Annotated in this window: 20 protein-coding genes and 1 riboswitch; of the genes, 6 read left to right on the forward strand and 14 right to left on the reverse strand. The window is 68.2% G+C overall.

Features of this window, described 5'->3' with window-relative positions; genetic code table 11:
- Nucleotides 1-8 precede the first annotated feature (8 nt).
- Entirely contained in the window at nucleotides 9-311 is a 303-nt protein-coding gene (locus NDR87_RS02045; protein ID WP_251909077.1) for a GIY-YIG nuclease family protein, read from the forward strand.
- Here NDR87_RS02045 and NDR87_RS02050 read toward each other — a convergent pair.
- Together NDR87_RS02050 and NDR87_RS02055 are read right to left on the reverse strand one after the other, a co-directional pair.
- Nucleotides 300-1502, reverse strand: coding sequence for a cation:proton antiporter (locus NDR87_RS02050; protein WP_251909076.1), 1203 nt, complete (start codon nucleotides 1500-1502; stop codon nucleotides 300-302). The genes NDR87_RS02045 and NDR87_RS02050 overlap by 12 nt on opposite strands.
- A gap of 5 nt (nucleotides 1503-1507) precedes the next feature.
- Complete coding sequence (locus NDR87_RS02055; protein ID WP_251909486.1) at nucleotides 1508-1990, reverse strand: TrkA C-terminal domain-containing protein; 483 nt, start codon at nucleotides 1988-1990, stop codon at nucleotides 1508-1510.
- A gap of 110 nt (nucleotides 1991-2100) precedes the next feature.
- Between NDR87_RS02055 and NDR87_RS02060 the strand changes: the two genes are divergently transcribed.
- Nucleotides 2101-3720, forward strand: a complete 1620-nt coding sequence (locus NDR87_RS02060) for an ABC transporter substrate-binding protein (RefSeq protein ID WP_251941059.1) — start codon at nucleotides 2101-2103, stop codon at nucleotides 3718-3720.
- A 59-nt stretch (nucleotides 3721-3779) separates the two neighbouring features.
- Here NDR87_RS02060 and gcvP read toward each other — a convergent pair whose 3' ends face one another.
- The 7 genes from gcvP to NDR87_RS02095 form a co-directional block, all read right to left on the reverse strand.
- A complete protein-coding gene (gene gcvP, locus NDR87_RS02065; RefSeq protein ID WP_372494066.1) occupies nucleotides 3780-6593 on the reverse strand; it encodes an aminomethyl-transferring glycine dehydrogenase in 2814 nt (937 codons plus the stop codon).
- Nucleotides 6594-6764: 171 nt separating this feature from the next.
- A riboswitch (glycine riboswitch) is annotated at nucleotides 6765-6859 on the reverse strand.
- Nucleotides 6860-7052: 193 nt separating this feature from the next.
- Entirely contained in the window at nucleotides 7053-7616 is a 564-nt protein-coding gene (locus NDR87_RS02070) for a MerR family transcriptional regulator (protein ID WP_308212032.1), read from the reverse strand.
- 198 nt (nucleotides 7617-7814) lie between these two features.
- Complete coding sequence (locus NDR87_RS02075) at nucleotides 7815-8288, reverse strand: bifunctional nuclease family protein (protein WP_251909073.1); 474 nt, start codon at nucleotides 8286-8288, stop codon at nucleotides 7815-7817.
- A 67-nt stretch (nucleotides 8289-8355) separates the two neighbouring features.
- Nucleotides 8356-9159, reverse strand: a complete 804-nt coding sequence (locus NDR87_RS02080; RefSeq protein WP_372494065.1) for a MerR family transcriptional regulator — start codon at nucleotides 9157-9159, stop codon at nucleotides 8356-8358.
- A 13-nt stretch (nucleotides 9160-9172) separates the two neighbouring features.
- A complete protein-coding gene (gene garA / locus NDR87_RS02085) occupies nucleotides 9173-9646 on the reverse strand; it encodes a glycogen accumulation regulator GarA (RefSeq protein WP_251909070.1) in 474 nt (157 codons plus the stop codon).
- 170 nt (nucleotides 9647-9816) lie between these two features.
- On the reverse strand, nucleotides 9817-10215 hold the full coding sequence (gcvH, locus tag NDR87_RS02090) for a glycine cleavage system protein GcvH (protein ID WP_251909069.1): 399 nt from the start codon (nucleotides 10213-10215) through the stop codon (nucleotides 9817-9819).
- Nucleotides 10216-10258: 43 nt separating this feature from the next.
- Nucleotides 10259-10900: a CDP-alcohol phosphatidyltransferase family protein gene (locus tag NDR87_RS02095; protein WP_251909067.1), complete on the reverse strand. Its 642-nt coding sequence runs from the start codon at nucleotides 10898-10900 to the stop codon at nucleotides 10259-10261.
- A gap of 156 nt (nucleotides 10901-11056) precedes the next feature.
- Here NDR87_RS02095 and NDR87_RS02100 point away from each other — a divergent pair, with 156 nt between their 5' ends.
- Nucleotides 11057-12775, forward strand: coding sequence for a GMC oxidoreductase (locus tag NDR87_RS02100; protein WP_251909480.1), 1719 nt, complete (start codon nucleotides 11057-11059; stop codon nucleotides 12773-12775).
- A gap of 121 nt (nucleotides 12776-12896) precedes the next feature.
- Entirely contained in the window at nucleotides 12897-13787 is an 891-nt protein-coding gene (locus tag NDR87_RS02105; protein ID WP_251941060.1) for a nuclease-related domain-containing protein, read from the forward strand.
- On the opposite strand, the gene NDR87_RS02110 is transcribed toward NDR87_RS02105, so the two are convergent.
- Together NDR87_RS02110 and NDR87_RS02115 are read right to left on the reverse strand one after the other, a co-directional pair.
- Entirely contained in the window at nucleotides 13726-14349 is a 624-nt protein-coding gene (locus tag NDR87_RS02110) for a phosphatase PAP2 family protein (protein ID WP_251909064.1), read from the reverse strand. The genes NDR87_RS02105 and NDR87_RS02110 overlap by 62 nt on opposite strands.
- Entirely contained in the window at nucleotides 14350-16281 is a 1932-nt protein-coding gene (locus tag NDR87_RS02115) for an acyl-CoA dehydrogenase (protein WP_251909063.1), read from the reverse strand.
- A gap of 104 nt (nucleotides 16282-16385) precedes the next feature.
- Here NDR87_RS02115 and NDR87_RS02120 point away from each other — a divergent pair, with 104 nt between their 5' ends.
- Nucleotides 16386-17852 (forward strand): threonine/serine exporter ThrE family protein, encoded by a 1467-nt coding sequence (locus NDR87_RS02120; protein WP_251909062.1) that lies wholly within the window; start codon nucleotides 16386-16388, stop codon nucleotides 17850-17852.
- A 2-nt stretch (nucleotides 17853-17854) separates the two neighbouring features.
- Here NDR87_RS02120 and NDR87_RS02125 read toward each other — a convergent pair whose 3' ends face one another.
- Nucleotides 17855-18571, reverse strand: a complete 717-nt coding sequence (locus NDR87_RS02125; RefSeq protein ID WP_251909061.1) for a TetR/AcrR family transcriptional regulator — start codon at nucleotides 18569-18571, stop codon at nucleotides 17855-17857.
- A 66-nt stretch (nucleotides 18572-18637) separates the two neighbouring features.
- On the opposite strand from NDR87_RS02125, the gene NDR87_RS02130 reads away from it, so the two are divergent.
- Nucleotides 18638-21703: an NACHT domain-containing NTPase gene (locus NDR87_RS02130; protein ID WP_251909059.1), complete on the forward strand. Its 3066-nt coding sequence runs from the start codon at nucleotides 18638-18640 to the stop codon at nucleotides 21701-21703.
- On the opposite strand, the gene NDR87_RS02135 is transcribed toward NDR87_RS02130, so the two are convergent.
- Both NDR87_RS02135 and NDR87_RS02140 read right to left on the reverse strand, forming a co-directional pair.
- Nucleotides 21695-22432, reverse strand: a complete 738-nt coding sequence (locus NDR87_RS02135; protein ID WP_251909058.1) for a TetR/AcrR family transcriptional regulator — start codon at nucleotides 22430-22432, stop codon at nucleotides 21695-21697. The two genes, NDR87_RS02130 and NDR87_RS02135, sit on opposite strands and share 9 nt — an antisense overlap.
- Entirely contained in the window at nucleotides 22429-23664 is a 1236-nt protein-coding gene (locus tag NDR87_RS02140; RefSeq protein ID WP_251909057.1) for a cytochrome P450, read from the reverse strand. Before NDR87_RS02140 ends, NDR87_RS02135 begins: the two co-directional genes overlap by 4 nt.
- Between the last annotated feature and the right edge of the window lie 103 nt (nucleotides 23665-23767).

Here is a 23767-nt window from a genome sequence, read left to right on the forward strand (position 1 = left end):
CTGCCCGCATGGGGAGGAGCTACCGGCACGTGCCGTGCACGTACATCCTGGCCAGCGCGCCACACGGCATGCTGTACGTGGGCGCGACGGTCAACCTGGTGGGCCGGGTCTGGCAGCACCGGAACGACGTCGTGCCGAGCCACACCAGCCGCCACGGCATCCATACCCTGGTCTGGTACGAGGCCCAGGCGACTTTGGAGAACGCCCTGCTGCGCGAACGCCACCTCAAACAGTGGCGGCGAGCGCGCAAGATCGCACTGATCGAGGAGACGAATCCGGATTGGCTCGACCTCTATTCGTCATTGCTCTAGCGACGCGGTTCCGGCCAGCCTGGCCCAGCGGCGGTCCGCCCAGACGACCATCGGCTCGGCGACGCGGGCCGCGATGGGGCCGAGCACGGCCATCAGAAGCACATAGGTGGTGGCCAGGGCCGCGAATTCGGCGGGCACCGCGCCCTGGGTCACCGCCAATCCGGCGATGACGATGGAGAATTCGCCGTGCGCGACCAGTGCGGCGCCCGCGCGCAGGCGGCCGTGGCGGGAGGCTCCGGCGCGCCGGGCGGCCCACCACCCGGTCATCAGCTTGGTCACGACCGTCACCGCGGCGAGGACGATGGCCCAGCCCAGCACCGGCGGGATGCTCGCCGGATCGGTATTGAGGCCGAACAGCACGAAGAACAGCGCCGCGAACAGATCCCGCAGCGGTTCCAATACCTTCGTCGCACTGCGCGCGGTCGTATCGGAGATCGCGATGCCCAGCAGGAAGGCGCCCACCGCCGCCGAGATCTGCAGTGTGGAGGCCAGACCGGCCACCAGCAGTGCCGAGCCGAGCAGCATCAGCAGCAGCACCTCGCGGTCGTCGCTGTCGACGACCGTCGAGACGAATCGGCCGTACCGCAGCGCGATCACGAGCACGACGGTGACGGCCGCCAGTGCGATCGCCAGCGTCGTCAGACCGGACACGAATCCGGCGCCGGCCAGCACGGCGGTCAGGACCGGCAGATACCCGGCCATCACCAGATCCTCGAACACCAGGATCGACAGGATCGTCGGCGTCTCCCGGTTGCCGAGTCGGCCCAGATCGCCGAGTACCTTCGCCACGATTCCGGACGAGGAGATGTAGGTGACACCCGCCATCGCCACCGCACCGGTGATTCCCCAGCCCAGCACCAGCGCCACCAGCACGCCCGGGGTGGCGTTCAGCACCAGGTCGAGCACCCCGGCCGCCCAGGATCTGCGCATCCCGGTCACCAATTCGCTGGCGCTGTACTCCAATCCGAGCAGCAGCAACAGCAGCACCACACCGATCTCGCTGGCCAGATGGATGAACTCGTCCACATGACGCAGCTCCACCAGCCCACCGGTACCGAACAGCAGGCCACCGATCAAATACAGCGGGATCGGCGACATTCCGATCCGCCCGGCCACGCGGCCCAGCAACCCCAGCCCAAAAAAGACCGCGCCCAGCTGAATCAGCGCGAGCGCGGTTTGGTGTGCCACCATCTGCGTCAGCCGTCCGTAAGGATTCTGGCGGCCGCCGCGAGGCCCTCCGCGGTGCCGACGACCACCAGCACATCCCCGGCGGTGAAGACGAAATCCGGTCCGGGGGAGGCGACGGCATGCCCGGCGCGCATCACCGCCACGATGGACGCCGTTGTGCGCGAACGCATCTGGGTGTCGCCGAGCGGCCGCCCGTCGTAGGGTGAACGGGACCGAATGGTCATCTGCCGGGTGGTCAGCCCCTCGAGCTCCCGATGCTCCTCCTGCAGCTGCGCCACCAGCTGTGGGGCGCCGAGGAGGTTGGCCAGCACCGCCGCCTCCTGCGCCGACAGCGGTATCTGTTCGGAGGCGTCCGGGCTGCCGGGCTTGCTGACGATGAGATCGATCGCGCCGTCCTTGTGATCGATCACCCCGATCCGACGACGACCGTTGGACAGCCGGAACTCTTTCCGCACACCGATACCGGGTAACGGCGTCACCTCAATGTTCACCATTCCCAGACTAACGGCGACTCCGCGGCCGTGCCGCGCCGAACGGGACGCTTGCGGATTCCGAGGACAGGCGAGGCCGAAATAGCTACTGTCCGAGACCGTTACAAGAAATGGAGAACGCGTTGAGATCCACAAGATTACAAGCGTTGCTGGCAGCGGTCGTATTGCTGACCGGCCTGGGCCTGACCGGCTGCACATCCGGCGGCGACGCCGACACCGGTGTGGTCACCGCCAATGGCGGTGAGCCGCAACATCCGCTGGTCCCGACCAACACCAACGAGAATCAGGGCGCGCGGGTGGTGGACCGGTTGTTCGCCGGGCTGAAGTACTACGACAACGACGGCCAGGCGCACAACGAGGTGGCCGAGTCGATCCAGACGACCGACCGGCGGCACTACCGGATCACCCTGGAACCGGATTGGCAGTTCACCGACGGCTCCCCGGTCACCGCGAAATCGTTCGTCGACGCGTGGAACTACGGCGCGCTCAGCAGCAACGCCCAGTTGCAGAACTGGGTGTTCGGCTCGATCGTCGGCTACGACGAGGTATCGGCGGATCCGCCCAAGGCGCAGACGATGTCGGGACTGAAGATCGTCGACGAGCGCACCTTCACCGTCGATCTCGTCCGCCCGTCGATCGACTTCGAACTCTCCCTGGGGTTCACGCCGTTCTATCCGCTGCCGGAGGTGGCGTTCCAGGATATGAAGGCGTTCGGGGAGCGCCCGGTGGGCAACGGGCCGTACAAGTTCGCCAATCCCGATGCCTGGCAACACAATGTGCAGATCGATCTGACGCCCAATCCGAGCTATCGCGGCAACCGCCCGGCCAAGAACAAGGGCCTGCGATTCGTGATGTACCAGACCCACGAGACCTCCTACGCGGATCTGCTGGCCGGTAATCTCGACCTGCTCGACACCATTCCGAACAGCGCGCTCACCAGTTTCCAGTCCGACCTGGGCGACCGGTCCATCAAGCGACCCACCGCCCAGTACGAACACATCGGATTCCAGCCCACCCTCCCGCATTTCGGCGGTCAGGAGGGCGTACTGCGTCGCAGGGCGATTTCGCTGGCGATCAACCGCCAGCAGATCTGCGACACCATCTGGCACGGCACCAAGACGCCGGCACGCGATTTCACCTCCTCCAGCCTGCCCGGCTTCGACGGTGCGCTGCCCGGCTCGGAACTGCTGCGATTCGATCCGGACGAGGCGCGCAGACTGTGGGCGCAGGCCGATGCCATCGCGCCGTGGTCGGGCCGCCTGGAGATCGCCTACAACTCCGACGGCGGCCACCAGGCCTGGATCGACGCGGTCGCCAACAGCGTCAAGAACACGCTCGGTATCGAGGCCCAGGGCACGCCCTATCCGACGTTCAAGACGATCCGCGACCAGATCGTCGGCAAGACGATCCGCACCCCATTCCGCAACGCCTGGCAGGGCGACTATCCGACGATGCTGAATTTCCTGATGCCGCAGTACCTTTCGACCTCGGCGAGTAATGACATCGGGTATGTGAATCCCGAATTCGACAAGGTGCTCAACACCGCCCTGGCCGCCCCGACCCCCGAGGAGTCCTACCGGCTGATCGCTCAGGCGCAGCAGATCCTGTTCCAGGACATGCCCGATATCCCGGTCCTGGATTACATCGCCAACGCGGGCCACTCGGACAAGGTTCGCAATGTCGCGCTGACCTGGAACGGGCTGTTCGATTTCGAGGACGTCGAGAAGTAGCCCGCAAACGCGGTCGCGGCGGTGCGGCGCGTCGACGCCGCGCCGCCGCGAGTGCGCACTCAGTCCGCGTACGCCTCCAGCGGCGGGCAGGAGCAGACCAGGTTGCGGTCGCCGTAGGCGCCGTCGATACGGCGCACGGCGGGCCACACCTTCGGACGATCCGCGGCCACACCGCGGGGATAGACGGCGGTTTCGCGCGAATACGGGTACGGCCAGTCGCCGACCAGCGAGGCGGCGGTATGCGGCGCACCGCGCAGCGGGCTCGACTCGACCGGCCACTCACCCGCCGCGACCTGATCGATCTCACCCTTGATGGCGATCATGGCCTCGATGAAAGCGTCCAGCTCTTCGAGGTTTTCGCTTTCGGTGGGCTCCACCATGAGGGTGCCCGCGACCGGGAAGCTCATGGTGGGGGCGTGGAAGCCGTAGTCGGCCAGGCGCTTGGCGACATCGTCGACCGTGACGCCGGTGCGCTTGGTGATCTCGCGCAGGTCCAGGATGCACTCGTGGGCGACCATGCCGTTCTCGCCGGTGTAGAGCACCGGGAAGTGCGGATCGAGTTTGCGCGCAATGTAATTGGCCGAGGCGATGGCGGTCAGGGTGGCCCGGCGCAGGCCGTCGGCGCCCATCATGCGGATGTAGGCCCACGTGATCGGCAGGATCGACGCCGAACCGTAGAGCGCCGCCGAGACCGCGTGCGAACCCGAGCGCAGCGGATCGCCGGGCAGATACTGGGCCAGGTGCTCGCGCACCGCCACCGGGCCGACGCCCGGACCGCCGCCGCCGTGCGGAATGCAGAAGGTCTTGTGCAGGTTCAGATGCGAGACGTCGCCGCCGAAGCGGCCCGGACGGGCAAGGCCGACAAGGGCATTGAGATTCGCGCCGTCCACGTACACCTGGCCGCCCGCGTCGTGCACCAGCGCGCACAGCTCGGCGACCTCGTGCTCGTACACCCCGTGGGTGGACGGGTAGGTGATCATGATGCAGGCCAGCCGGTCGGCGTGGTCGGCGATCTTGGCGCGCAGATCGTCCAGGTCGACATCGCCGTTGTCGCGGCACTTCACGACCTCCACCCGCAGCCCGGCCATGGCCGCGGAGGCGGCGTTGGTGCCGTGCGCGCTGGACGGGATCAGGCAGGTATCCCGGTGGGTGTCACCGCGATCCAGGTGGTAGCGGCGGATCGCCAGCAATCCGGCGTACTCGCCCTGGCTACCCGCATTGGGCTGCAGGCTGACCCGGTCGTAGCCGGTGACCGCCGCCAGCCACGACTCCAGATCCTCGATCACCCGCAGCATGCCGGGCACGTCCTCGACCGGTGCGTAGGGATGCAGCCGGGAGAAGCCGGGCCAGGTGATGGGCTCCATCTCCGCGGTCGCGTTCAGCTTCATGGTGCACGAGCCGAGCGGAATCATGCTGCGGTCCAGGGCGATGTCCTTGTCCGACAGCTGGCGCAGATACCGCAGCATGGCGGTCTCGGTGTGATAGCGGGTGAACGCCGGGTGCGTCAGATACCGCGAGGTGCGGTCCTCGATCGAGGGCAGCTTCGCCTCGCCCGGGACCCCGTCGGCGCCGAAGCTCTCCAGCACGATCGTCACATGCGCGTCGGTGGTCGCCTCGTCACACGCCACCGCCACATGGTCGGCGTCGACCAGCCGCAGGTTGACCCCGCGCCCCTTGGCCTTGGCCACCACGGCCTCCGCGCCGCCGGGCACCTGGACCAGCACGGTATCGAAGAACCGTTCGTGCACAACGGCTTCCCCGAGCCCGGCCGCGAGCTGCTCGGCGTAGCCGTGCACCCGCCGCGCGATCGCGCGCAGCCCGTCGGCCCCGTGGTAGCTGGCGTACATGGCCGCCACGATCGCCAGCAGCACCTGCGCGGTGCAGATGTTGGAGGTCGCCTTCTCGCGGCGGATGTGCTGCTCGCGGGTCTGCAACGCCAGCCGGTAGGCGCGGTTGCCGTCGGCGTCGACCGACACCCCGACCAGGCGACCGGGCAGCTGCCGGGCGTGCGCGTTGCGAACGGCGAGATAGCCCGCGTGCGGACCGCCGAAGCCCAGCGGCACGCCGAAGCGCTGGGTGGTGCCGAAACAGACGTCCGCGCCCTGCTCGCCGGGCGGGGTGATCAGCGTCAGGGCCAGCAGATCCGCGCCCGCGGCCACCAGCGCGCCGCGCTCGTGCGCCGCGGTGATGAGTCCGGTCCAGTCCACGATTCGCCCCGACGCGCCCGGGGTCTGGATCAGCACGCCGAAGAACTCACCCTCGGGCAGCGCCCCGGAACTCAGGTCGGCCTCGACGATTTCGATGCCCAGCGGCTCGGCGCGGGTGAACAGCACCGTGCGGGTCTGCGGGAACAGATCGGTGTCGATGAGCAGCCGGGTCGACTTGCTCGACCGGTTGGCCCGCTGCAACAGGGTCATGGCCTCGGCCGCCGCGGTCGCCTCGTCCAGCATGGAGGCGTTGGCGACCTCCATGCCGGTCAGATCCGAGACCATGGTCTGGAAGTTCAGCAGCGCCTCGAGACGACCCTGGCTGATCTCGGGCTGATACGGGGTGTAGGCGGTGTACCAGGCCGGATTCTCCAGCAGGTTGCGCACCAGCACCGGCGGGGTCAGCGTGTCGTAGTAGCCGAGGCCGATCATCGAGGTGGCCACGGTATTCGAATGCGCCAGGGCGGCAAGCTGGTTCAGCGCCTCGTGCTCGGAGACGGGCGCGGGCAGCGCGGCCAGGCCGGTGCTGTCGGTGTCGTCGAGGATGCTCGCCGGGACCGCGCGCGCGGCCAGTTCGTCCAGCGAGCCGATGCCCAGGGTGTCGAGGATCTGATCGACGGCAGCGGAATCGGGTCCGATGTGGCGATCGGCGAAGGAACGGGTCACGGCAGCTCCCAGGGGTCGGGCGGGTCGAGGCGCGCGGGCACGCTCGACAACGTCGGGCCCTCCCCCTCTGTCGTGGCGCCTGAGAGATTCAGGGCCCCGGACTCGGGCTCCCTTTTCCCCATGGGCGGGTGGTCCGCACGGGCGTGCGGCCACCGCTTTCCAGAGGCGTCGAGTGTCCGTACGGTCCCTGGTGCCTGAGAGATTGACGGGGAGGTGCTGCTCCTTCGGCGCCCGGGTCGGACCCGGAACTCTCCCGCACGGCGGCGACGCACCGCCAGTCTAAGCAATGAACGATGAACGGCGTGTTACCGGCCTGCCCGCCGGAATGTCGCACGGATCACCAACCGACCGGCAGAGCCCGAAAGATCCGCACCCTTTCCGCTCTTTCGCACCCTTTACAGGCACCCGCAAGGGGTGCGAGGCGCGGGAAAGGGTGCGGCGGTTGACTCCGGGACGGCACTAGCCTGTCTTGCTCATGCGGGCCTTGCGGCGGTAGGCCAGTTCGTCCTCGGGGCGGTCGGTCGCGGAGTGGGTCTCGGCGCGTTCGGCCGGGAAGTTGGCGATCGCGCCGGTCAGTTCGCGCATCGCGCCGCTGACGGCGATGCCGAAGACGCCCTGGCCGCCCTGCAGTAAATCGACGACCTCTTCCGGCGAGGTGCATTCGTAGACCGTCGCGCCGTCGGAGAACAGCGTGATACCCGCCAGGTCCTCGACACCGCGGCTGCGTAGGTGGTCGACGGCGATGCGGATGTTCTGTAGCGAGATGCCCGCGTCCAGCAGTCGCTTGACGATCTTGAGGACCAGGATGTCCTTGAACGAGTACAGCCGCTGACTGCCCGAACCCGAGGCGCTGCGGATCGAGGGCACGACCAAACCCGTGCGGGCCCAGTAGTCGAGCTGGCGGTAGGTGATCCCCGCCACCTGGCACGCGCTCGGCACGCGGTAGCCCACCAGTTCGTCGGGGACGGTGTCATCGGGGAACAGCCCTGGCTGCACCACACCTTGCTGCGGTTGATCTCCCACGAACAACTCCCCTCACTGCTTCGCCGAAGTAGAACAACGGCCTAACTATCGAGGCTACTCTCTCGATTGTCTCGGCTCGATCGGCCTCGGACCAAACTCCGCGAGCGGCGTGTTTTTAGACCTCTAGGTGAGGTTGATACTCCAACGTCGAATCGGCGTTTTCCGGCAAATTACCCAGAACGACCCAGCGGCCGGACGCTAGCTGTCGGTGGCCTTGAAGTCGTCCGGCGACACCGACTCGAGGAACTCCTTGAACTTCTCCACCTCGTCCTCGCGCTCGTCGGGCATCACCAGCCCGGCCTCGTCCAGCACCGGCTCCTCGGCATAGATCGGGCAACCCACCCGCAAGGCAATGGCAACCGAGTCCGAGGGCCGCGCCGAGATGCGCAGATCGTTCTCGAAGACCAGGTCGGCGTAGAAGGTGCCCTCCTGCAGGTCCACGATGCGGACCTCCTTGAGGGTGTGGCCGAGCTCGTGGATCAGGATCTTGATCAGGTCGTGGGTCAGCGGCCGAATGGGCGTCACGCCCTCCTGCTCGAGGACGATCGCGGTCGCCTCGGCCTGCCCGATCCAGATGGGTAGGTACCGGTCCCCGGCCACCTCGCGGAGCAGCAGCACAGGCTGGTTCTGGGGCTGCTCGACACGAATGCCGATCACACGCATCTCACTCATCACTCCACCTCGCTGGCGCTCGCTCGCTGGCGCTCGACGGCCGTATCACCGAGTCTAGGCGAAGATTTCAGCCACCGAGGGCGGCGCGCACCGAGGTCTTCACCAGACTGGTATGCAATGTCAACGACAGCGCCGCGAGCTCGCGGACCGTCTCCTCGGCGCGGGCGCGCGCGTCGGCGTCGCGCCCCTTGGCGATCGGCGCGGCGATCTGGGCGATCATGGCCGCCTCCCGGTCGGCGGCCAGCTTGAAGGCGCGCAGATGCCTTGCCTCCAAACCGAATTCGCTCATCGCGCGGGCCGTGCGGGCCAGTGTGACCGCCTCGGTGTCGAAGTAGCCCGCCGCGCCGGGGGTGATCAGATTGGCGCGGATCAGCTCGGTGAGAAACTTCTCATCGATACCGGCCTGTTCCAGCAGATCGCCTCGGGTGATGCGGATTTCGTGATCGAATCGCAGCTCGTCCGGCGAGATCTCACCCGGTACCACGCCGAGCCTCCGGGGTGGGGTGGGGCCGCCCGCGGCGGCGGGGTCGGGCGCACGCCCCGATCCGGCCGCCTCGACGCCGTCGGCCCGGGCGCGCGCCTCGCGCACCCCGAGCGTCGCGGCCCCGCTGTCGATCGCCTCGAGTTGCTCCTTGATCACCTTCAACGGCAGGTACTGATCGCGCTGGGCGGTCAGGACGAACTTCAACCGCTCGACGTCGGCGACCGAGAACCTGCGGTAGCCCGAGGGCGTGCGCTCCGGGCTGATCAGCCCCTCCGATTCGAGGAAGCGGATCTTGGAGATGGTGATATCCGGAAAATCCGGGCGCAGCAGGTCCAGCACGGAGCCGATCGACATTCCCCCGCGGGTCCACTGCGCTGCGCCTGTCATCTCGTCCGGCCCGTTAGAGGGTGCCCGCGTCGCTCGTGGCGGGCTTCGGTCCGGTCAGGAACACCAGCCGGAACTTGCCGATCTGCACCTCGTCGCCGTTCTGCAGCTCCGAGGAGTCCACCGGCTCCCGATTGACATAGGTGCCGTTCAGGCTGCCCACGTCGACGACCTGGAAGGTGTCGTCGTCCTGACGGAACTCCGCGTGACGACGGGAGACCGTGACATCGTCGAGAAAGATGTCGCTGTCGGGGTGGCGCCCCGCAGAGGTGGTGGGCTGGTCCAGCAGGAACCGCGAGCCCGCGTTCGGACCGCGCTTGACCACCAGCAGGGCGGCACCCGGCGGCAGACCCTCGACCCCTTGCACCGGCTGCTCGCCGGTCTGTTCCCCGGAGCGCGACGCCTCGACCTCGTTGAGGAAGTCAGCGCGGAATACCGATGTCGTCTCGGCCGCGCTCTCCCCGTACCCCGGGTCTTTGTTCTCGCTCACCCTTGCTCTCCTCCTCGAACCGATTATCCGTACAAGCATCCGAAAGCCGTCACCCAACGCGACCGGCTGTCGCGCCCTTGGAGATTCCGGCACCGGCCGCCGGCACATCTGTTGGCATTGACCGTACCCTGCCAGGGCGATCCCGTGCAGGTAGAACTGTGAAGGCGGCTTCAGCCCCCGATAACTCCTTGATAACCTGCGGCATCCAGCAGTTCACCGAGGGTTGCGTCCAGTTTGTCGGCGTCGTCGACCTCCAGCTCGAACAGCCAACCGTCGCCATAGGGATCGGAATTCAGCGTTTCCGGCGCCGAATCCAGAACATCGTTCACCGCAACGACTTTCGCGCTCAGCGGCGCGTAGATGTCGGAGACGCTCTTGGTGGATTCCACCTCCGCGATGCCCTCGCCCGCCGCGGCGTCGGTATCGACCGCGGGCAACTGCACGAACACCACGTCACCGAGCTGTGACTGGGCGTAGTCGGTGATGCCGACCCGCACGCGAGTCGGACCGACCCGGCGCACCCACTCGTGCTCCTCCGTGTAGCGCAGATCCTCGGGAAGGTCGGTCACAGGCGCAGTCCTTTCACAGGGCTCGTACTCATTCGCGTCGTGCTCACTGTATCGGCTCCTGGCTTCGGTGCGGGACAGCCGGTATCGCCTTGGCCACCGCCAGCGCCTTGCCCAGGTACAACAGCCCGGTCCAGACGTATACGGCGGTACCCCAGATCAGCAGCGCCCAGCCGAATGCCCGGCTGAAACCCGCTGCGCCCCAGTCCATCTGGCCCGCCAACAGCCACGGCAGCGCCGACATCAGCGCGAAGGTGGCCGCCTTGCCCAGATAGATCACCTCCGGCGGCGGCAGTCCGCGGCGGCGATAGATCGCCAGCGCGGCGGTCAGCACGGCGTCGCGCCCGAGCAGCAGCACCGCCACCGGCCACGGCAGGATGCCGCGCACCAGCAGGCCCAGCACGGTGGCCACCAGATACAACCGGTCCACGAACGGGTCCAGCAGCGCGCCCAGCCGCGAGGACTGATCCAGCAACCGGGCGAGTTTGCCGTCCAGGAAGTCGGTGACGCCGCTGACGACCAGCAGCGCGAACGCCCAGCCATCGGCCCGCTCGACCAGCAGCAACCACAGCAGCACCGGCACCCCGATCAACCGCAGCACACTCAGCGCGTTGGGCACGGTGAGAATGCGATCGGCGGGTGGATCGGCCGGTGATCCGGCGGGTTCGGTGGGCACAGCCTGTTGCATACCCCAATCATCCCGACACTGCCATTCGGGCACGCCGGGCCGGTCGCGACGGCAGGATGTGAGCTGGGAGACATCCGGCATTTCCGGCCGTCACAGCGTGGTGACAGAATGAGTTGGAAATCGTTTCATTGTTGTGCGGTGGATGAGAGGAAGGCCATGTCCGACTTCGACTACGACGTGGTGGTGATCGGCTCCGGATTCGGCGGGAGCGTCAGCGCACTGCGCCTGACCGAGAAGGGCTATCGGGTGGCCGTTCTCGAATCCGGCCGCCGCTGGCCCGCCGAGGCCATTCCGAAGACGAATTGGAATGTGCGCAAATCCATTTGGGCCCCGCGGCTGGGCCTGACCGGACCGCAACGGATCAGCGTGCTGGGCAAGTGCGCGGTGTTCTCCGCGGCCGGGGTCGGCGGGGGTTCGCTGATCTACGGCAACACCCTCTACGAACCGCTGCCCAACTTCTACCGCGACCGGCAGTGGGCACACATCACCGACTGGCGCAGCGAGCTCGCGCCCTTTTACGACCAGGCCAAACGCATGCTGGGCGTGGCCCCCAATCCGCGCATGACCCCCGCCGACGAGGTGATCCGCTCGATCGCCGAGGACCTCGGCGTGGCCGACACCTTCCATCCGACCAATGTGGGCGTGTTCTTCAACGAGGACGATCCGGGCGCCGAGGTCGACGATCCGTACTTCGGCGGCGCGGGCCCGCGCCGCCGCGGCTGCGTCCACTGCGCGCGCTGCTTCACCGGCTGTCCGCACAATGCCAAGAACACCACCCCGACCAACTACCTCTACCTCGCCGAACAGGCCGGTGCGAAGGTGTTCGAGCTGACCACCGCCACCAAGGTCCGGCCGATGGTCAAGGGCGGCTACGCGATCGAGACCGCCCGCTCGGACCGCTGGGTGCGCAAGGGGCGGCGGACCTTCACCGCCGAACAGGTCGTCTTCGCCGCCGCGGCGCTGGGCACCCAGAAGCTGCTGCACAAGATGCGCGACGAACACGTGCTGCCGAATCTGTCCCCGCGGCTGGGCGAGCTGACCCGCAGCAATTCCGAGGCCATCCTGAACGTGGTGAGCCGCACCCGCGACGATTTCGCCGAGGGCATCGCCATCACCTCCTCGATCCATCCCGAGCCCGACACCCATATCGAGGTGTGCCACTACGGCAAGGGCCAGAACGCGCTGTTCCCGCTGTCCGCGCCGATCGTGGACGGCGGACCGTTCCGGTTCCTGCGCTTCCTGCTGGCGATGTTCACCCATCCGCTGGTCTTCCTGCGCAGCCTCAATGCCCGCCGGGCCTCGGAGAAATCGGTGATCCTGCTGGTGATGCAGTCACTGGACAATTCGCTGACCTCGTTCCGGCGCTGGGGCCAGCTGAAGACCCGCCAGGGCACCGGCGAACCCAACCCGACCTGGATTCCGCTGGCGCACGATATCGCCCGCCGCTTCGGCGAGAAGGTCGACGGCGATGTGCAGGGGCTGGTGATGGACGTGTTCAACATCCCCGCCACCGCGCACTACATCGGCGGCTGCGTCATCGGCGAGAGCCCCGAATCCGGTGTGGTCGACCCGTATCAGCGCGTCTTCGGCCATCCCGGCCTGCACGTCGCCGACGGTTCGGCCGTCACCGCCAACCTCGGCGTCAACCCGTCGCTCACCATCACCGCCCAGGCCGAGCGCGCAATGGCGTTCTGGCCCAACAAGGGTGAGGCCGATCCGCGCCCCGAATTGGGTCGGCCCTACCGCCGCATCCAACCGGTCGCGCCGTGGTATCCGACGGTTCCGGATGCCGCGTTCGGCGCCCTGCGCCTGCCCATCATCCCCTCCGGCGAAAAGCATGCCGGAGCAAAGATGGACGCGGTAGCGCCGGAATAGCGACCGACGGGTAGCGCCGGAATAGGACCCGGGCACGCCGAGCCTGCGGATCCCCGCCCGAACCGGCCCGGCCACTTATGCTTTCGGGTATCGAGTGTCGACTTCGAAGGGCGGGTTCGCAATGCTGGTGCGGGTGCAGAACGCCGCCGGGACGCTGGCCGAGCGGGTGCTGATCGACTGGTTGCGCACCTGGAAGGGGGCCGGGGATCCGCACGGGGTGGCGACGGTCAATTGCAGCCTGTTCTATGCCGATCATCTGCATCAATTCGACGCGGTGGTGTGGACGCCGAACAGTTGCGTGATCATCGAGACCGAATCGCTGGTCGAGCGGGTCAGCGGGGAGCTCGAGGTGCCGCTGAACGGGCCGTGGCGGGTGGGCAGTCAGGTGGTGACCCTGGAGGGCGCCGATCGCCGGACGCCGCTGGATCGCTCGCGTGAGCACACCTTCGCGCTGCAGAGCTGGCTGGCCGAGCGCGGGCTCGGCCAGCGGGTCGTGCACGGGGTGGTGCTCGTGGTCCCGCCGCACGGGTCCGAACTGCGGGTGCGGCAGCTGTGGAACGACCCGAGTTTCCAGGTGCTGCTCGGCGATGATCAGCGCAAGCTCGCCGACTACCTCAACACCCTCGCCTCGCAGGGCCGCGCGCAGTGGACGGTCAACGACGTGGCCATGGCCTTTCGCGGGCTGGGCATCCTGCCCTACCTCCCCTCCCCGCAGGATCTGGTCGCCGAGGGTTTCGGCGGCCCGGTCGACACCACGCTCTGGTACGGCGGGCCGCAGCAGGCCCAGGCGGAAGCCTTTGTCGAACAACAGAACATGGCCGCGCAGTCGGCCGCCGGACCGTTGGCCATCCGCGCGCCCTGGTACAGCCCGTGGGAGCTGTATCCGAAACAGTCCGAGAAGATCGATCTGGGCCAGGCCTTCCTGCGCATCACCCTGGCGCTGGGCATGCTCATCGCGGCGGCGTGGCTGCTGTGGTTCGTGCTGTCGGTGCTGCTGACCTACGCGCCCTGAGCGAATCGAGGGCCGCGTACGAGGCGGTCACGAAGCCGACCGCCGCACCCGCTCCGCCCAGCACGTCAGTCGCGTGGTGGTAGCCGAGCCCGATCATGCCGATCGCGACACCGGCCAGCACGACCACGGCCACCGCGATACCCACGATCCGCGTGCGGATGCGCTCGGCGGCCAGGACGAAAGCCGTTGCGATCGCGACGAATTGAACGGTGTGCCCACTCGGGTAGGCCAGATAATCGTGTAACTGCCGGTGCCACAGCGGTTTCAGCAACATCGCATTGATCGCGACCACCAATTCCGGTGCCACGAGCAGGAATCCGACCACCCACCACCGCCGCCGCCTCGCATACCACACCGCGCCGAGCAGGAGAACCGGCAGCACCACATAGCCGTTGCTCGGAATCACCAGCGCCTCGAACACACCGGGATGCGCGCCCAGCATGCGCTGCACCAGATCCGCGGCGGCCCGATCCACTCCGGTCGGGCCGCCGTCCCCGGGAAAGCTCATCGGCAGCAGCGCGGTGACCGCCAGCCCGGCCGTCACCGCGATCAGCCACCACACCTATTCGCCCTGATGCACGCTGGCGTCGTCCAGCATGGCCGCGTGCAGCATGGCCTCGGGCACGCCCAACGCCTCGACCAGCGTCGGTGTGTGCGGGCGCAGCCGGTCCACCAGCTCGTTCACCCCGCGGCGCACGGCCTTGGCGCGCTCCACCGACATGAACCGGTGCATGATGTACCACGCCTGATTCGCCTCGATGGTCGAGTACACGAACAGATCGCAGACCCATTCGGCCAGCTCGCGCGCCTCGGGATCGTCGATGCCCGCGATGCCCTCGATGAACGCCTCCAGGATCAGCCGCTCGATATGCGCCTCGCCCGCGAGCAGGATGTGGTCCTGGGCATTGTTGAACGCCTCGAACGGATGGGTCTCCTGGGCCCGCGCGCGCAGCCGGTGCGCGGCCGTGCGCACCAAATAGTCTTCGCGATCGGCGAACAGCTGCAGCTGCACCGAGCGCCGGGCCAGATCGCCGTCGTCCACCCCCTCGTCGGAGCGGTCGCGCAGCCGCTGAATCAGCTGGCGCACACCGGAACTCTCGCGCACCACATCGCGGGCCATGGTCGCGGCGAAGCGCACCCAGCCCATGGCGTCCAGATCGCGCACCTCGTCGGCGTAGGCGGTCAGCAGCTCCTTGGCGACCAGCTGGGTCAGCACCAGGTTGTCGCCCTCGAAGGTGGTGAACACATCGGTGTCGGCCTTCAGCGTCACCAGCCGGTTCTCGGTGAGATAGCCTGCGCCGCCACAGGCCTCGCGACACTCCTGGATCGCGCGTGTGGCGTGGCGGGTCTGCGCGGCCTTGAGTCCGGCCGCCCGCTTCTCCAGCGCGCGCTGGGCGGTCGGATCCAGATCCTGTCCGGTCTGGATGGCATGCATGCGCCGCACGAGGTCGTTCTGCGCGAATGCCAGCGCGAACGAGCGCGCCACCAGCGGTAGCAGTCGGCGTTGATGACTGCGGTAGTCCAGCAGCACCACCTCTTCGCCGGATTCGGTGTCGCGGAACTGGCGACGCTTCTCGGCGTAGCGCAGCGCGATGCTCAGCGCCACCCGCGCCGCCGCGGCGGCCGCCCCGCCGACGCTGACCCGCCCGCGCACCAGCGTGCCGAGGGTGGTGAAGAAACGGCGACTCGGGTTCTCGATCTCGGAGCGGTAGGTGCCGTCGGGCTCGACGTCGGCATAGCGGTTGAGCAGATTCTCGCGCGGAATTCGCACCTGGTCGAAGCTGATTCGGCCGTTGTCCACCCCGGCGAGCCCGCCCTTGAGGCCGCAGTCCGAGGTCGTCACGCCGGGCAGGTCGTGGCCCTCGTCGTCGCGGATCGGCACCAGGAAGCAGTGCACGCCCCGACTTTCGCCGCCGGTGATCAGCTGGGCGAACACCGCCGCCACCCGGGCGTGCTCGGCCGCGCCGCCGATGTAGTCCTTGCGCGCGGAGGCCGTCGGGCTGTGCACCACGAATTCCTGGGTGGCCGGATCGTAGGTGGCCGTGGTCTCGAGGTTGGCGACATCGCTGCCGTGCCCGGACTCGGTCATCGCGAAGCAACCCAGTAGATCCAGCGACAGCAGCTGCTTGACCACATCGCGGTGGCGCTCGGTGCCCAGATTCTCCACCGCGCCGCCGAACAGACCCCACTGCACACCGCATTTCACCCACAGCGACAGGTCGGCGTAGGCCAGCATCTCCAGGCCGGTCACCGCCGCGCCGGGCTCACCGGTGCCGCCGTTCTCGAGCCGGAATCCCTTTTCCGCGAGCCCGAATTCGCTCACCAGCCGCATCTGCTCGAGCACCCGCGCCCGCGCGGCGTGATAGTCCAGATAGGGATCGCCGAACAGCCGCTCGTCGCACAGCTGTCGCCGGGCCTGCTCGCGTACGTCGCGCCACGGCCCGTCGAGGGCCGCGCGTAGGTGATCCGCCGGGGACTTCGTTCCGCTCGCCATAACCCGACCATATCGGGGCGACCCCCGCTCGCCCCCGTGATCGGCCTCACGTGTCGTGCGCGGCGAGGCTGACGTTCGGCGTACCCGCCGCTACCTTGCGTGGTATGAGCGATGAGGTCCAGACGCAACCGATCCAGGTGTTGCCGCCGCCCGCTCGACAGACGCGGCTCCGGCAGGTGCTCAGCCGCGTCGTCGATCGGTTGGTGGCCGAACGACAGGCGACCGTGGACGCCGTCGTGCCCGCGCCGACGCCGCTGCAGCCGGTCGATCTCACCGACGACGCCCGCGTCACCCAGGTGCTGGAACTGGCCGAGCGGGTCGGCGACGTCGTGCTCGCCTCGGGGACCTCCGTCATGGACACCACCACCCAGGTCGAGTTCATCGCCTCGACCTACGGTCTGGCGCAGTGCGATATCGACGTCACCTACAACGCGATTCGTATCTCCGCCGATCGCGGACCGTCGCTGCCGCCCGCGAGCACCATGCGGGTGGTCAACCATCGGTCGCTGGACTTCACCCGCCTCGCCGCCGTCGACCGGCTCACCCGGCGCATCCGCCGCGAGGTGGTTCCGCCGGAGGACGCGCACGCCGCGCTGGAGGCCATCACCACCGCGCCGCACCCGTACAACCGCTGGGTGGCGACCTTCGGCTGGTCGCTGCTCGCCGCGGCGATCGGATTCCTGGTGGGCGGCGGCGTCCTGGTCGCCGCGGTCAGCGCGATCGCCACCGCGCTCATCGACCGCACCAACCGCGCCCTGAACAAGCGCGGGCTGCCGTTCTTCTTCCAGGCCATCGCCGGTGGCGCGATCGCGACCGCGCCCGCGATCGTGCTGGCCACCTTCGCCGGACATATCGAGGCCAATCCGTCGCTCATCGTCGCGGCCGGAATCACGGTGCTGCTCAGTGGATTACAACTGGTCGGCGCGGTCGAGGACGCGATCACCGGCGCCCCGATCACCGCGGCCGCGCGCATGCTCGAGGTCATGATGATGACCGGCGGCATCATCGCCGGGGTGGCCCTGGCGCTGCGGCTGGCCGAGATGCTCAACGCGGTGTCGCCGACCATCGACATGTACTCCTCCGGCGATATCCGCAATCTGCCGCTGAAGGTCTTCGCCGGTGCGGTGGCGTCGCTGGCGTTCGCGCTGGCCTGCTACGCCGAGCGGCGGGCGCTGGCGGCGGCGGGGCTCAGCGGTGCGGCCGCGACCATCTGCTATCTGTTCGCCCAGCACGCCGGATTCGGACCGGTGGTGTCCTCCGGCGTCGCCGCGACCGTGGTCGGCCTGGCCGGTGGTCTGATGGCCCGCCGCGCGCTGACCCCGCCCCTGGTCGTCGCGATGGCCGGAATCACCCCCCTGCTACCGGGTTTGAAGGTCTATCGCGGTCTCAACGCGCTGCTCAACGATCAGCTGCTGATGGGCCTGAGCCAGCTGTTCGCCGCCTTCGCGGTCGGCTGCGCGCTGGCCGCCGGTGTGACGCTCGGCGAATGGTTCGCGCGCTTTCTGCGACGACCGCGAATCCTGCAGCGATTCCAGGGAATTCGACGGCCGGTGCTGGGCCCCGGCCAGTAGCGTCACCGCCGCGGCAGCCCGATGCTCCGGGCGAGATCCGCCAGCGTCGCGTCGAACAGCGCGTCCGGATCTCCCACGGGCATCGGGTAATTGCCGAACACCTCGAGGGTCACATGCCCGTACAGCCGTGCCCACAGCTGGATCATCAGATAGGTGACCCCCAGATCCAGCTTCTCGGCCGGGAACCGCTGCCCCGAGGCGCCCAGCAGGGCGGCCTGGAATCCGATCAGGTCCTGGCGCAGCGCCTCCGGAATCACCTCCGCCGACGGCGTGACGATGTCGTAGGTCGCCAGCAACCGCCCGGCCGCCGCGAGGAAGATCCGCCCGAACGGCTCGTCCACCTGCCGCATGGCACTGGGCCCGCTGCCCGCCGGGGAGGCGAACACCAGGGTGAACTCCCGCGCGTGCGCCAGCGCCCAGCGCCGAAACCCCTTGCAGATGGCGAACAGTTGCACCACCCCGTCGTCGGGCAGCTCCGCCGCCTGCGCGGCCAGCTCCACGGCCAGATCCGCGCAGATGTCCTGTCGCAACGCCGCCACCAATTCGTCGCGGGACGCGTAGTACCGATACAGCGCGGGCGCGGTGATACCCAGCTCTCGCGCGATCGCACGCAGGGTCACCGCCTCCGGCCCGTGCTCCGCCAGAAGCTTCCTCGCCACCCTGCGAATGTCCGCATCGTTCACCGCGGGCATCCGACCCCGACGCGCGGGCTGGTTCATTCCGCTCCGACCTGCCAGTTCCGTGATTCTGTGTCAACACGAGCCTATCGGGCATAGCATTTGGACGTGGCGGCGGAGGACCCCATCTCCGGCGGGCTCGCCCAACTGCTCGGCGGCCTCACCGGAGGGCTGGTGCTCGCCGGGCTGCTGGCCCTCGCGTTGAAGACGTTCGCGGACAAGCTCGGCGAGGGAATGTACGGGTTGGTCACCACGCTGCCGCGGCGGGGGTTCGAGCGGATCGCGCTGTTGCTCAGCGAGGACACCCGAATCACTCGGTATCGCACCGGGATTCCCGATCGGTACGGACGACATGTGCTCACCCGGCAGCGGCAGATCGATGTCGAGTCGGTCTACGTGCATCTGCAGTACGAACAGGGCGGGCAGCGTCACGATCTGCGCGGCAAGGTGCTCGCGGAGAAGGCCGTGCTGCTGCTCGGGGAGGCGGGCGCGGGGAAATCGCTGCTGTCGAAGTATCTGCTGCTGCGGTGGGCCGAGCAGCCGCGCAAGGTGCGTGCGGCGCAACCGATTCCGGTGCTGGTGGAGCTGCATCGGTGCACCGGCGAGGTGGACCTGGTCGGGCTGATCGCGACGCGATTTCGCCTGCCCCGGGACGCCGACGAGGCGCGGGCCCGGGAATTCGTGCTGCGCCGGCTCGATCAGGGCCGGATGCGCCTGATATTCGACGGCCTCGACGAGGTCGCCGCCGACCATCAGGCCGCCGTCGTGAGCGCGCTCGAGACGTTCCGGCAGAGCTATACCGTCGGCGAGCAGGCCAATTCCGTGATGGTGACCTGCCGCGGTTCGGCCTACACCGGCAGCCTGAGCGCGTTCGAGCCGATCACCATCGCCGATTTCGACGATTCGTCGATCCTGCGCTTCCTGGAGCGGTGGCTGGCGGTCGAGCGCTCCCCCACCGGCGGACTGACCGAGGCCGAGGCCGCCGAATTGGGCACGGCCGAAAGCCTTTTCCACCAGATTCGCCAGCACCCGCAACTACACCAACTGGCCCGCACGCCGCTGCTACTGAGTCTGCTCGCCGACCTCTACACCGGCAGCCTGCTCCGCCGCGGCCGCACCCTGCCCGGTTCGCGAGCGGCCTTCTACTCCCGGGTCACCGATCACATGATCACCCGGGACCTGCTGCTGGATCGTGGCGAACGGGCGTCCCCCTACGAGCCCGGCGACAAACTGACGGTGCTGCGGCGCATCGCGCTGACCATGACCGAAACCCCCGCGGCCGAGGGCGATCGGCTCGTCATCGATCGCCAGCGCCTGCGCGCGGTCGTCTCGGAGGCGCTGGGCGCGCTCGATCTGCGCGCCGAGTACGACCGGGAGCTGGTGCGAGACCTGCTGGACCGCAGTCAGACGCTGGTCGGCTCCGATACCGGTGAGCGGTACTGGTTCCCGCACCGCAGTTTTCAGGAGTACTTCACCGCCCGTGCCCTGGCGGGCCCGACCGGAGTCGCGCGCCTACTCGCCGGATACCGCTGCGATCCCGCCTTCTGGCGCGACACCGTGCGCTTCTGGTGCGGCCTCGACGGCAACGAGTGCTCCGAGGTGGTGCGGGAGCTGTTCGACGCCGAGGATGCCCGGGATCGGGTGCTCGCGCTGGAATGTCTGGCGGAGGCGAGCGCGATCGATCAGTCCCTCGCCGACCGCATCGTCACCCACTTCTTGGCCGAACTGCCGGTGCTGCACCATGATTCCGATGCCGACGGCGTCGGCAGGGCACTGGGAACCGTCGCCGCCCGCGACACCGATCGTGGTCGCCGGGTCCGCGAGCGGCTCGAACTCGCGGCGAGCAGGGGCGTCGCGGCGGCCGTGGACTGCCTGGCCCGGACCGGGCGGCCCGACGCCGCGCGCTATCTGGTGTCGCTGGCCGGATCGTCGCCGACCCCGGAACATGCGCGGTTCATCCGGGCGATGGGCGATGTCGCGGTACCCGCACTGGCGGCCGCGGTCACCGACGACCGGATCTGGCCGCTGGACATTCTCGGCGAGATCGCCACGCCCAGCGCGGCATTGGAGCTGTCGCGGTTCCTGTGGGCCGGTGGCCCGCTCGTGCCGCCGGTCACCGGCCGCGGCGAGGGCGTTGCCACGCGCGCGGCCTGGTGGATCGCGGTGCTGTTGCGCGAAGCCGGAATCGAGACGGTGCTTCAGGAGCGCGGGCACGTCGATCGCGCACTCGAGATCTACGAGCAGGTGTGGGTCCCCTTCACCCATGACCCGCACGGGCGGCTCGCCCGGATCGCGGGGCGCGTCGGCTACGCGATCGAGTTCTCCGAACCACCGCCGGGGATCGCGATCGAGCGGATCGACCCCCGGATCGGGATTTTCCTGGCCGCTCGAACCTTCCTGCAGGTCCCGTACCTGGATTCCCCCGACGAGCTCGGCCGCATGACGCCGGAGCGCACCGAGTACCTCATGTCCGCGGAACAGGCCATGATCCGAGCACGCCGCGCCAACGGCGAGGTCCCGCAGGCGGTATTCGACCACCTGCGCGAGCACGGCATTCCGGAATCACGGATACGACTGCTGCGGTCGTTCCCGAACGCTGTCCAGCACGCGCTGCTCAAGGGTCTCACCGACCTCATCCTCAGCTATCCGGAGGACGAGGCGGAGGCCGCCGCGCTGTGGTCGCGAGCGGCGCGCGACGCCGAGCACCACACCCGCCATCTGCACCTGGCCGCGCAGACGGCCGTGGGTTTCGTGGCGCTCGTCATCGCCGGGGTGGGCGGCTACCGAGTCGTGTCGACCGTTCGGCATTCGTGGCAGTGGGGACCGACATGGCTGGCATGGGCGATCCTCATCGTCGGCCCGCTGTCCCTGGCGGGCTGGATCGTGTCCTACGTCCTCGAGGAAATCGTCGTCACCCGGACCGACTTCGACGACGCGCTGGTGTTCTCCGGCGTGGGGTTGTTCGCGGCGATGGTCGCGGTCGCGCCCGCGGCGACGGCGACCCTCGCCGACTGGTTCGGCTGGCCCGCGACGATTCTCGGGCTCGCGCTCCCGACCGCGATGGGGATCGCGGCCGAGGTCCGAGCCGGTCGACTGGACCGCGAGAGCAACAACCCCTACCGCGAGATCATGCATCGCTTCCAGCATGCCTACCCGGCGCAGCGATCAGCGTGATCCGCTGTCCCCCAGACCGATCGACAACCCGATATCGGCCAGCGTCGCGTCGAACAGCGCATCGGCATCGGTCACCGTCAGCGGATAGTTCCCGAACGCCTCGAGCGTCACATGCCCGTACAGTCGCGCCCAGGACTGGATCATCGCGTAACTCACCCCCAGGTTCAGCTTCTCGGCCGGGAACTTCACCCCCGACTCCGCCAGTACCCGCAGCAATTCGCGCTGGAAGGTGGTCAGATCCGCGCGCAGCCCCTCGGGGATGAATTCCGTTGGCGGGGTGATGATCTCGTATTCGAGCAGCAGGCGCCCGGCGGCGGTGAGGAACAACCGGCCCACCGGCTCGCCGAACTGGCGCATGGCACTGGGGCCGCCGGGACCGGCCGGGGAGGCGAAGACCAGGGTGAATTCGCGGGAGTGGGTCAGCGCCCAGTGCCGGAAGCCGCGGCAGATGGCGAAGAAGCGGGCCGCGGCGTCGTCGGGGGCGGACTCGTGGGCGGCGGTCAGCTCGACCGCGAGATCCGCGCGAACGTCCGCGCGCAGGGTGGCCAGCAGATCGTCGCGCGAGGCGTAGTAGCGGTAGAGCGCGGGCGCGGTGATACCGAGCTCGCGCGCGATCGCGCGCAGGGTCACCGCCTCCGGACCCTGCTGGACCAGAAGCGATCTCGCCACCCGCCGGATGTCCGCGTCGGTGACCGCGGGCATCCGGCCCCTGCGCGCGGGGGATGTCATTCGTATGCGACCTGCCAGCTCTTGATGCCGTTCAACCACCCCGAGCGTAGCCGCTTCGGCTCGGAGATCTGGCGCAAGTTCGGCATCACGTCGGCGATCGCGTTGAAGATCAGATCCAGTTGCAGCCGAGCCAGATTCGCGCCGAGGCAGTAGTGCGTGCCGGTGCCGCCGAAGCCGACGTGCGGGTTGGGGTTGCGCGTGACGTCGAAATCGAAGGGCTTGTCGAAATGCTCCTCGTCGAAATTGGCCGAGGCATAGAACAACCCGACCCGCTGGCCCTGCCGGATCGGGGTGCCGCCGATCTCGGTGTCGCAGGTGGTGGTGCGCTGGAAGGCGGTGACCGGGGTGGCCCAGCGGACGATCTCGTCGGGTGCGGTGCGCGGGCGCTCGGCCTTGTAGAGCTCCCACTGTTCGGGGTGATCCACGAACGCCTTCATGCCGTGCGTGGTGGCATTGCGGGTGGTCTCGTTGCCCGCGGTGGACAGCAGGATGACGAACCAGGCGAATTCCTCGGCGCTCAGCGCCTCACCGTCGCGGTCGGCCCGCAGCAGCGTGGTGGCGATATCGTCCATCGGACAGCGCTGCTTCTCCTCGGCCAGATTGTAGGCGTAGCCCATGATCTGGGCATTGGCCATCCGGAAATCGCCGTCGAAGTCAGGATCGTCGTAGGAGATCATGTGATTGGTCCACTCGAAGATCTTGCGCCGATCCTCCTGCGGAATGCCGACCAGCTCGGCGATGGTCTGCAGGGGCAGCTCGCAGGCGACCTGCTGGACGAAGTCGCCGCCGCCGGCCCTGCGGGCCTCGTGCACGATGCGCTCGGCACGCTCGGTGAGCGCGGCGCGCAGGCTCTCCACCGCGCGCGGGGTGAAGCCCTTGGAGATGATGCGCCTGCTCTTTGTGTGCACGGGCGGATCCATGTTGATCAGCAGTCCCTGCTGGATATCGATCTCCGCGCGGGTGATGTCTGAATTGAACCGGATGATCGCCGAATTCGCGGTGGAGGAGAAGATCTCGGGATGTTTGGAGATCTCCTTGATGTGGTCGAGCTTGGTGACGACCCAGTAGCCGCCGTCGTCGAAGCCGCTGACCCCGGGCGGCTGCGGATTCCACCACACCGGCGCGGTGCGGCGCAGCTCGGCGAACTCCTCGATCGGCAACCGGCTCGCCCACAGGTCCGGATCGGTGAAGTCGAACCCGGCGGGAATGGAGGGGACGGACGGAGCGGACACGGGTACCTCCTTTGGAACACGTTCCAGAGGAGTGAACCACATCACAACACTTTTGTGAACAGGTATTAGTAAATATCGTTCACCGAGGTTGCGAGCACGGTTG

It is taken from the genome of Nocardia sp. CDC159 (genome assembly GCF_023740735.1).
GTDB lineage: Bacteria > Actinomycetota > Actinomycetes > Mycobacteriales > Mycobacteriaceae > Nocardia > Nocardia pulmonis.

What these genes read in the sequence shown, in the direction of transcription:
- NDR87_RS02045 (WP_251909077.1), top strand. Translation starts at nt 9, where the DNA reads ATGGGGAGGAGCTACCGGCACGTGCCGTGCACGTACATCCTGGCCAGC.
- NDR87_RS02050 (WP_251909076.1), bottom strand. Translation starts at nt 1,502, where the DNA reads ATGGTGGCACACCAAACCGCGCTCGCGCTGATTCAGCTGGGCGCGGTC.
- NDR87_RS02060 (WP_251941059.1), top strand. Translation starts at nt 2,101, where the DNA reads ATGGAGAACGCGTTGAGATCCACAAGATTACAAGCGTTGCTGGCAGCG.
- NDR87_RS02075 (WP_251909073.1), bottom strand. Translation starts at nt 8,288, where the DNA reads ATGAGTGAGATGCGTGTGATCGGCATTCGTGTCGAGCAGCCCCAGAAC.
- NDR87_RS02080 (WP_372494065.1), bottom strand. Translation starts at nt 9,159, where the DNA reads ATGACAGGCGCAGCGCAGTGGACCCGCGGGGGAATGTCGATCGGCTCC.
- NDR87_RS02095 (WP_251909067.1), bottom strand. Translation starts at nt 10,900, where the DNA reads ATGCAACAGGCTGTGCCCACCGAACCCGCCGGATCACCGGCCGATCCA.
- NDR87_RS02100 (WP_251909480.1), top strand. Translation starts at nt 11,057, where the DNA reads ATGTCCGACTTCGACTACGACGTGGTGGTGATCGGCTCCGGATTCGGC.
- NDR87_RS02105 (WP_251941060.1), top strand. Translation starts at nt 12,897, where the DNA reads ATGCTGGTGCGGGTGCAGAACGCCGCCGGGACGCTGGCCGAGCGGGTG.
- NDR87_RS02115 (WP_251909063.1), bottom strand. Translation starts at nt 16,281, where the DNA reads ATGGCGAGCGGAACGAAGTCCCCGGCGGATCACCTACGCGCGGCCCTC.
- NDR87_RS02120 (WP_251909062.1), top strand. Translation starts at nt 16,386, where the DNA reads ATGAGCGATGAGGTCCAGACGCAACCGATCCAGGTGTTGCCGCCGCCC.
- NDR87_RS02125 (WP_251909061.1), bottom strand. Translation starts at nt 18,571, where the DNA reads ATGAACCAGCCCGCGCGTCGGGGTCGGATGCCCGCGGTGAACGATGCG.
- NDR87_RS02135 (WP_251909058.1), bottom strand. Translation starts at nt 22,432, where the DNA reads ATGACATCCCCCGCGCGCAGGGGCCGGATGCCCGCGGTCACCGACGCG.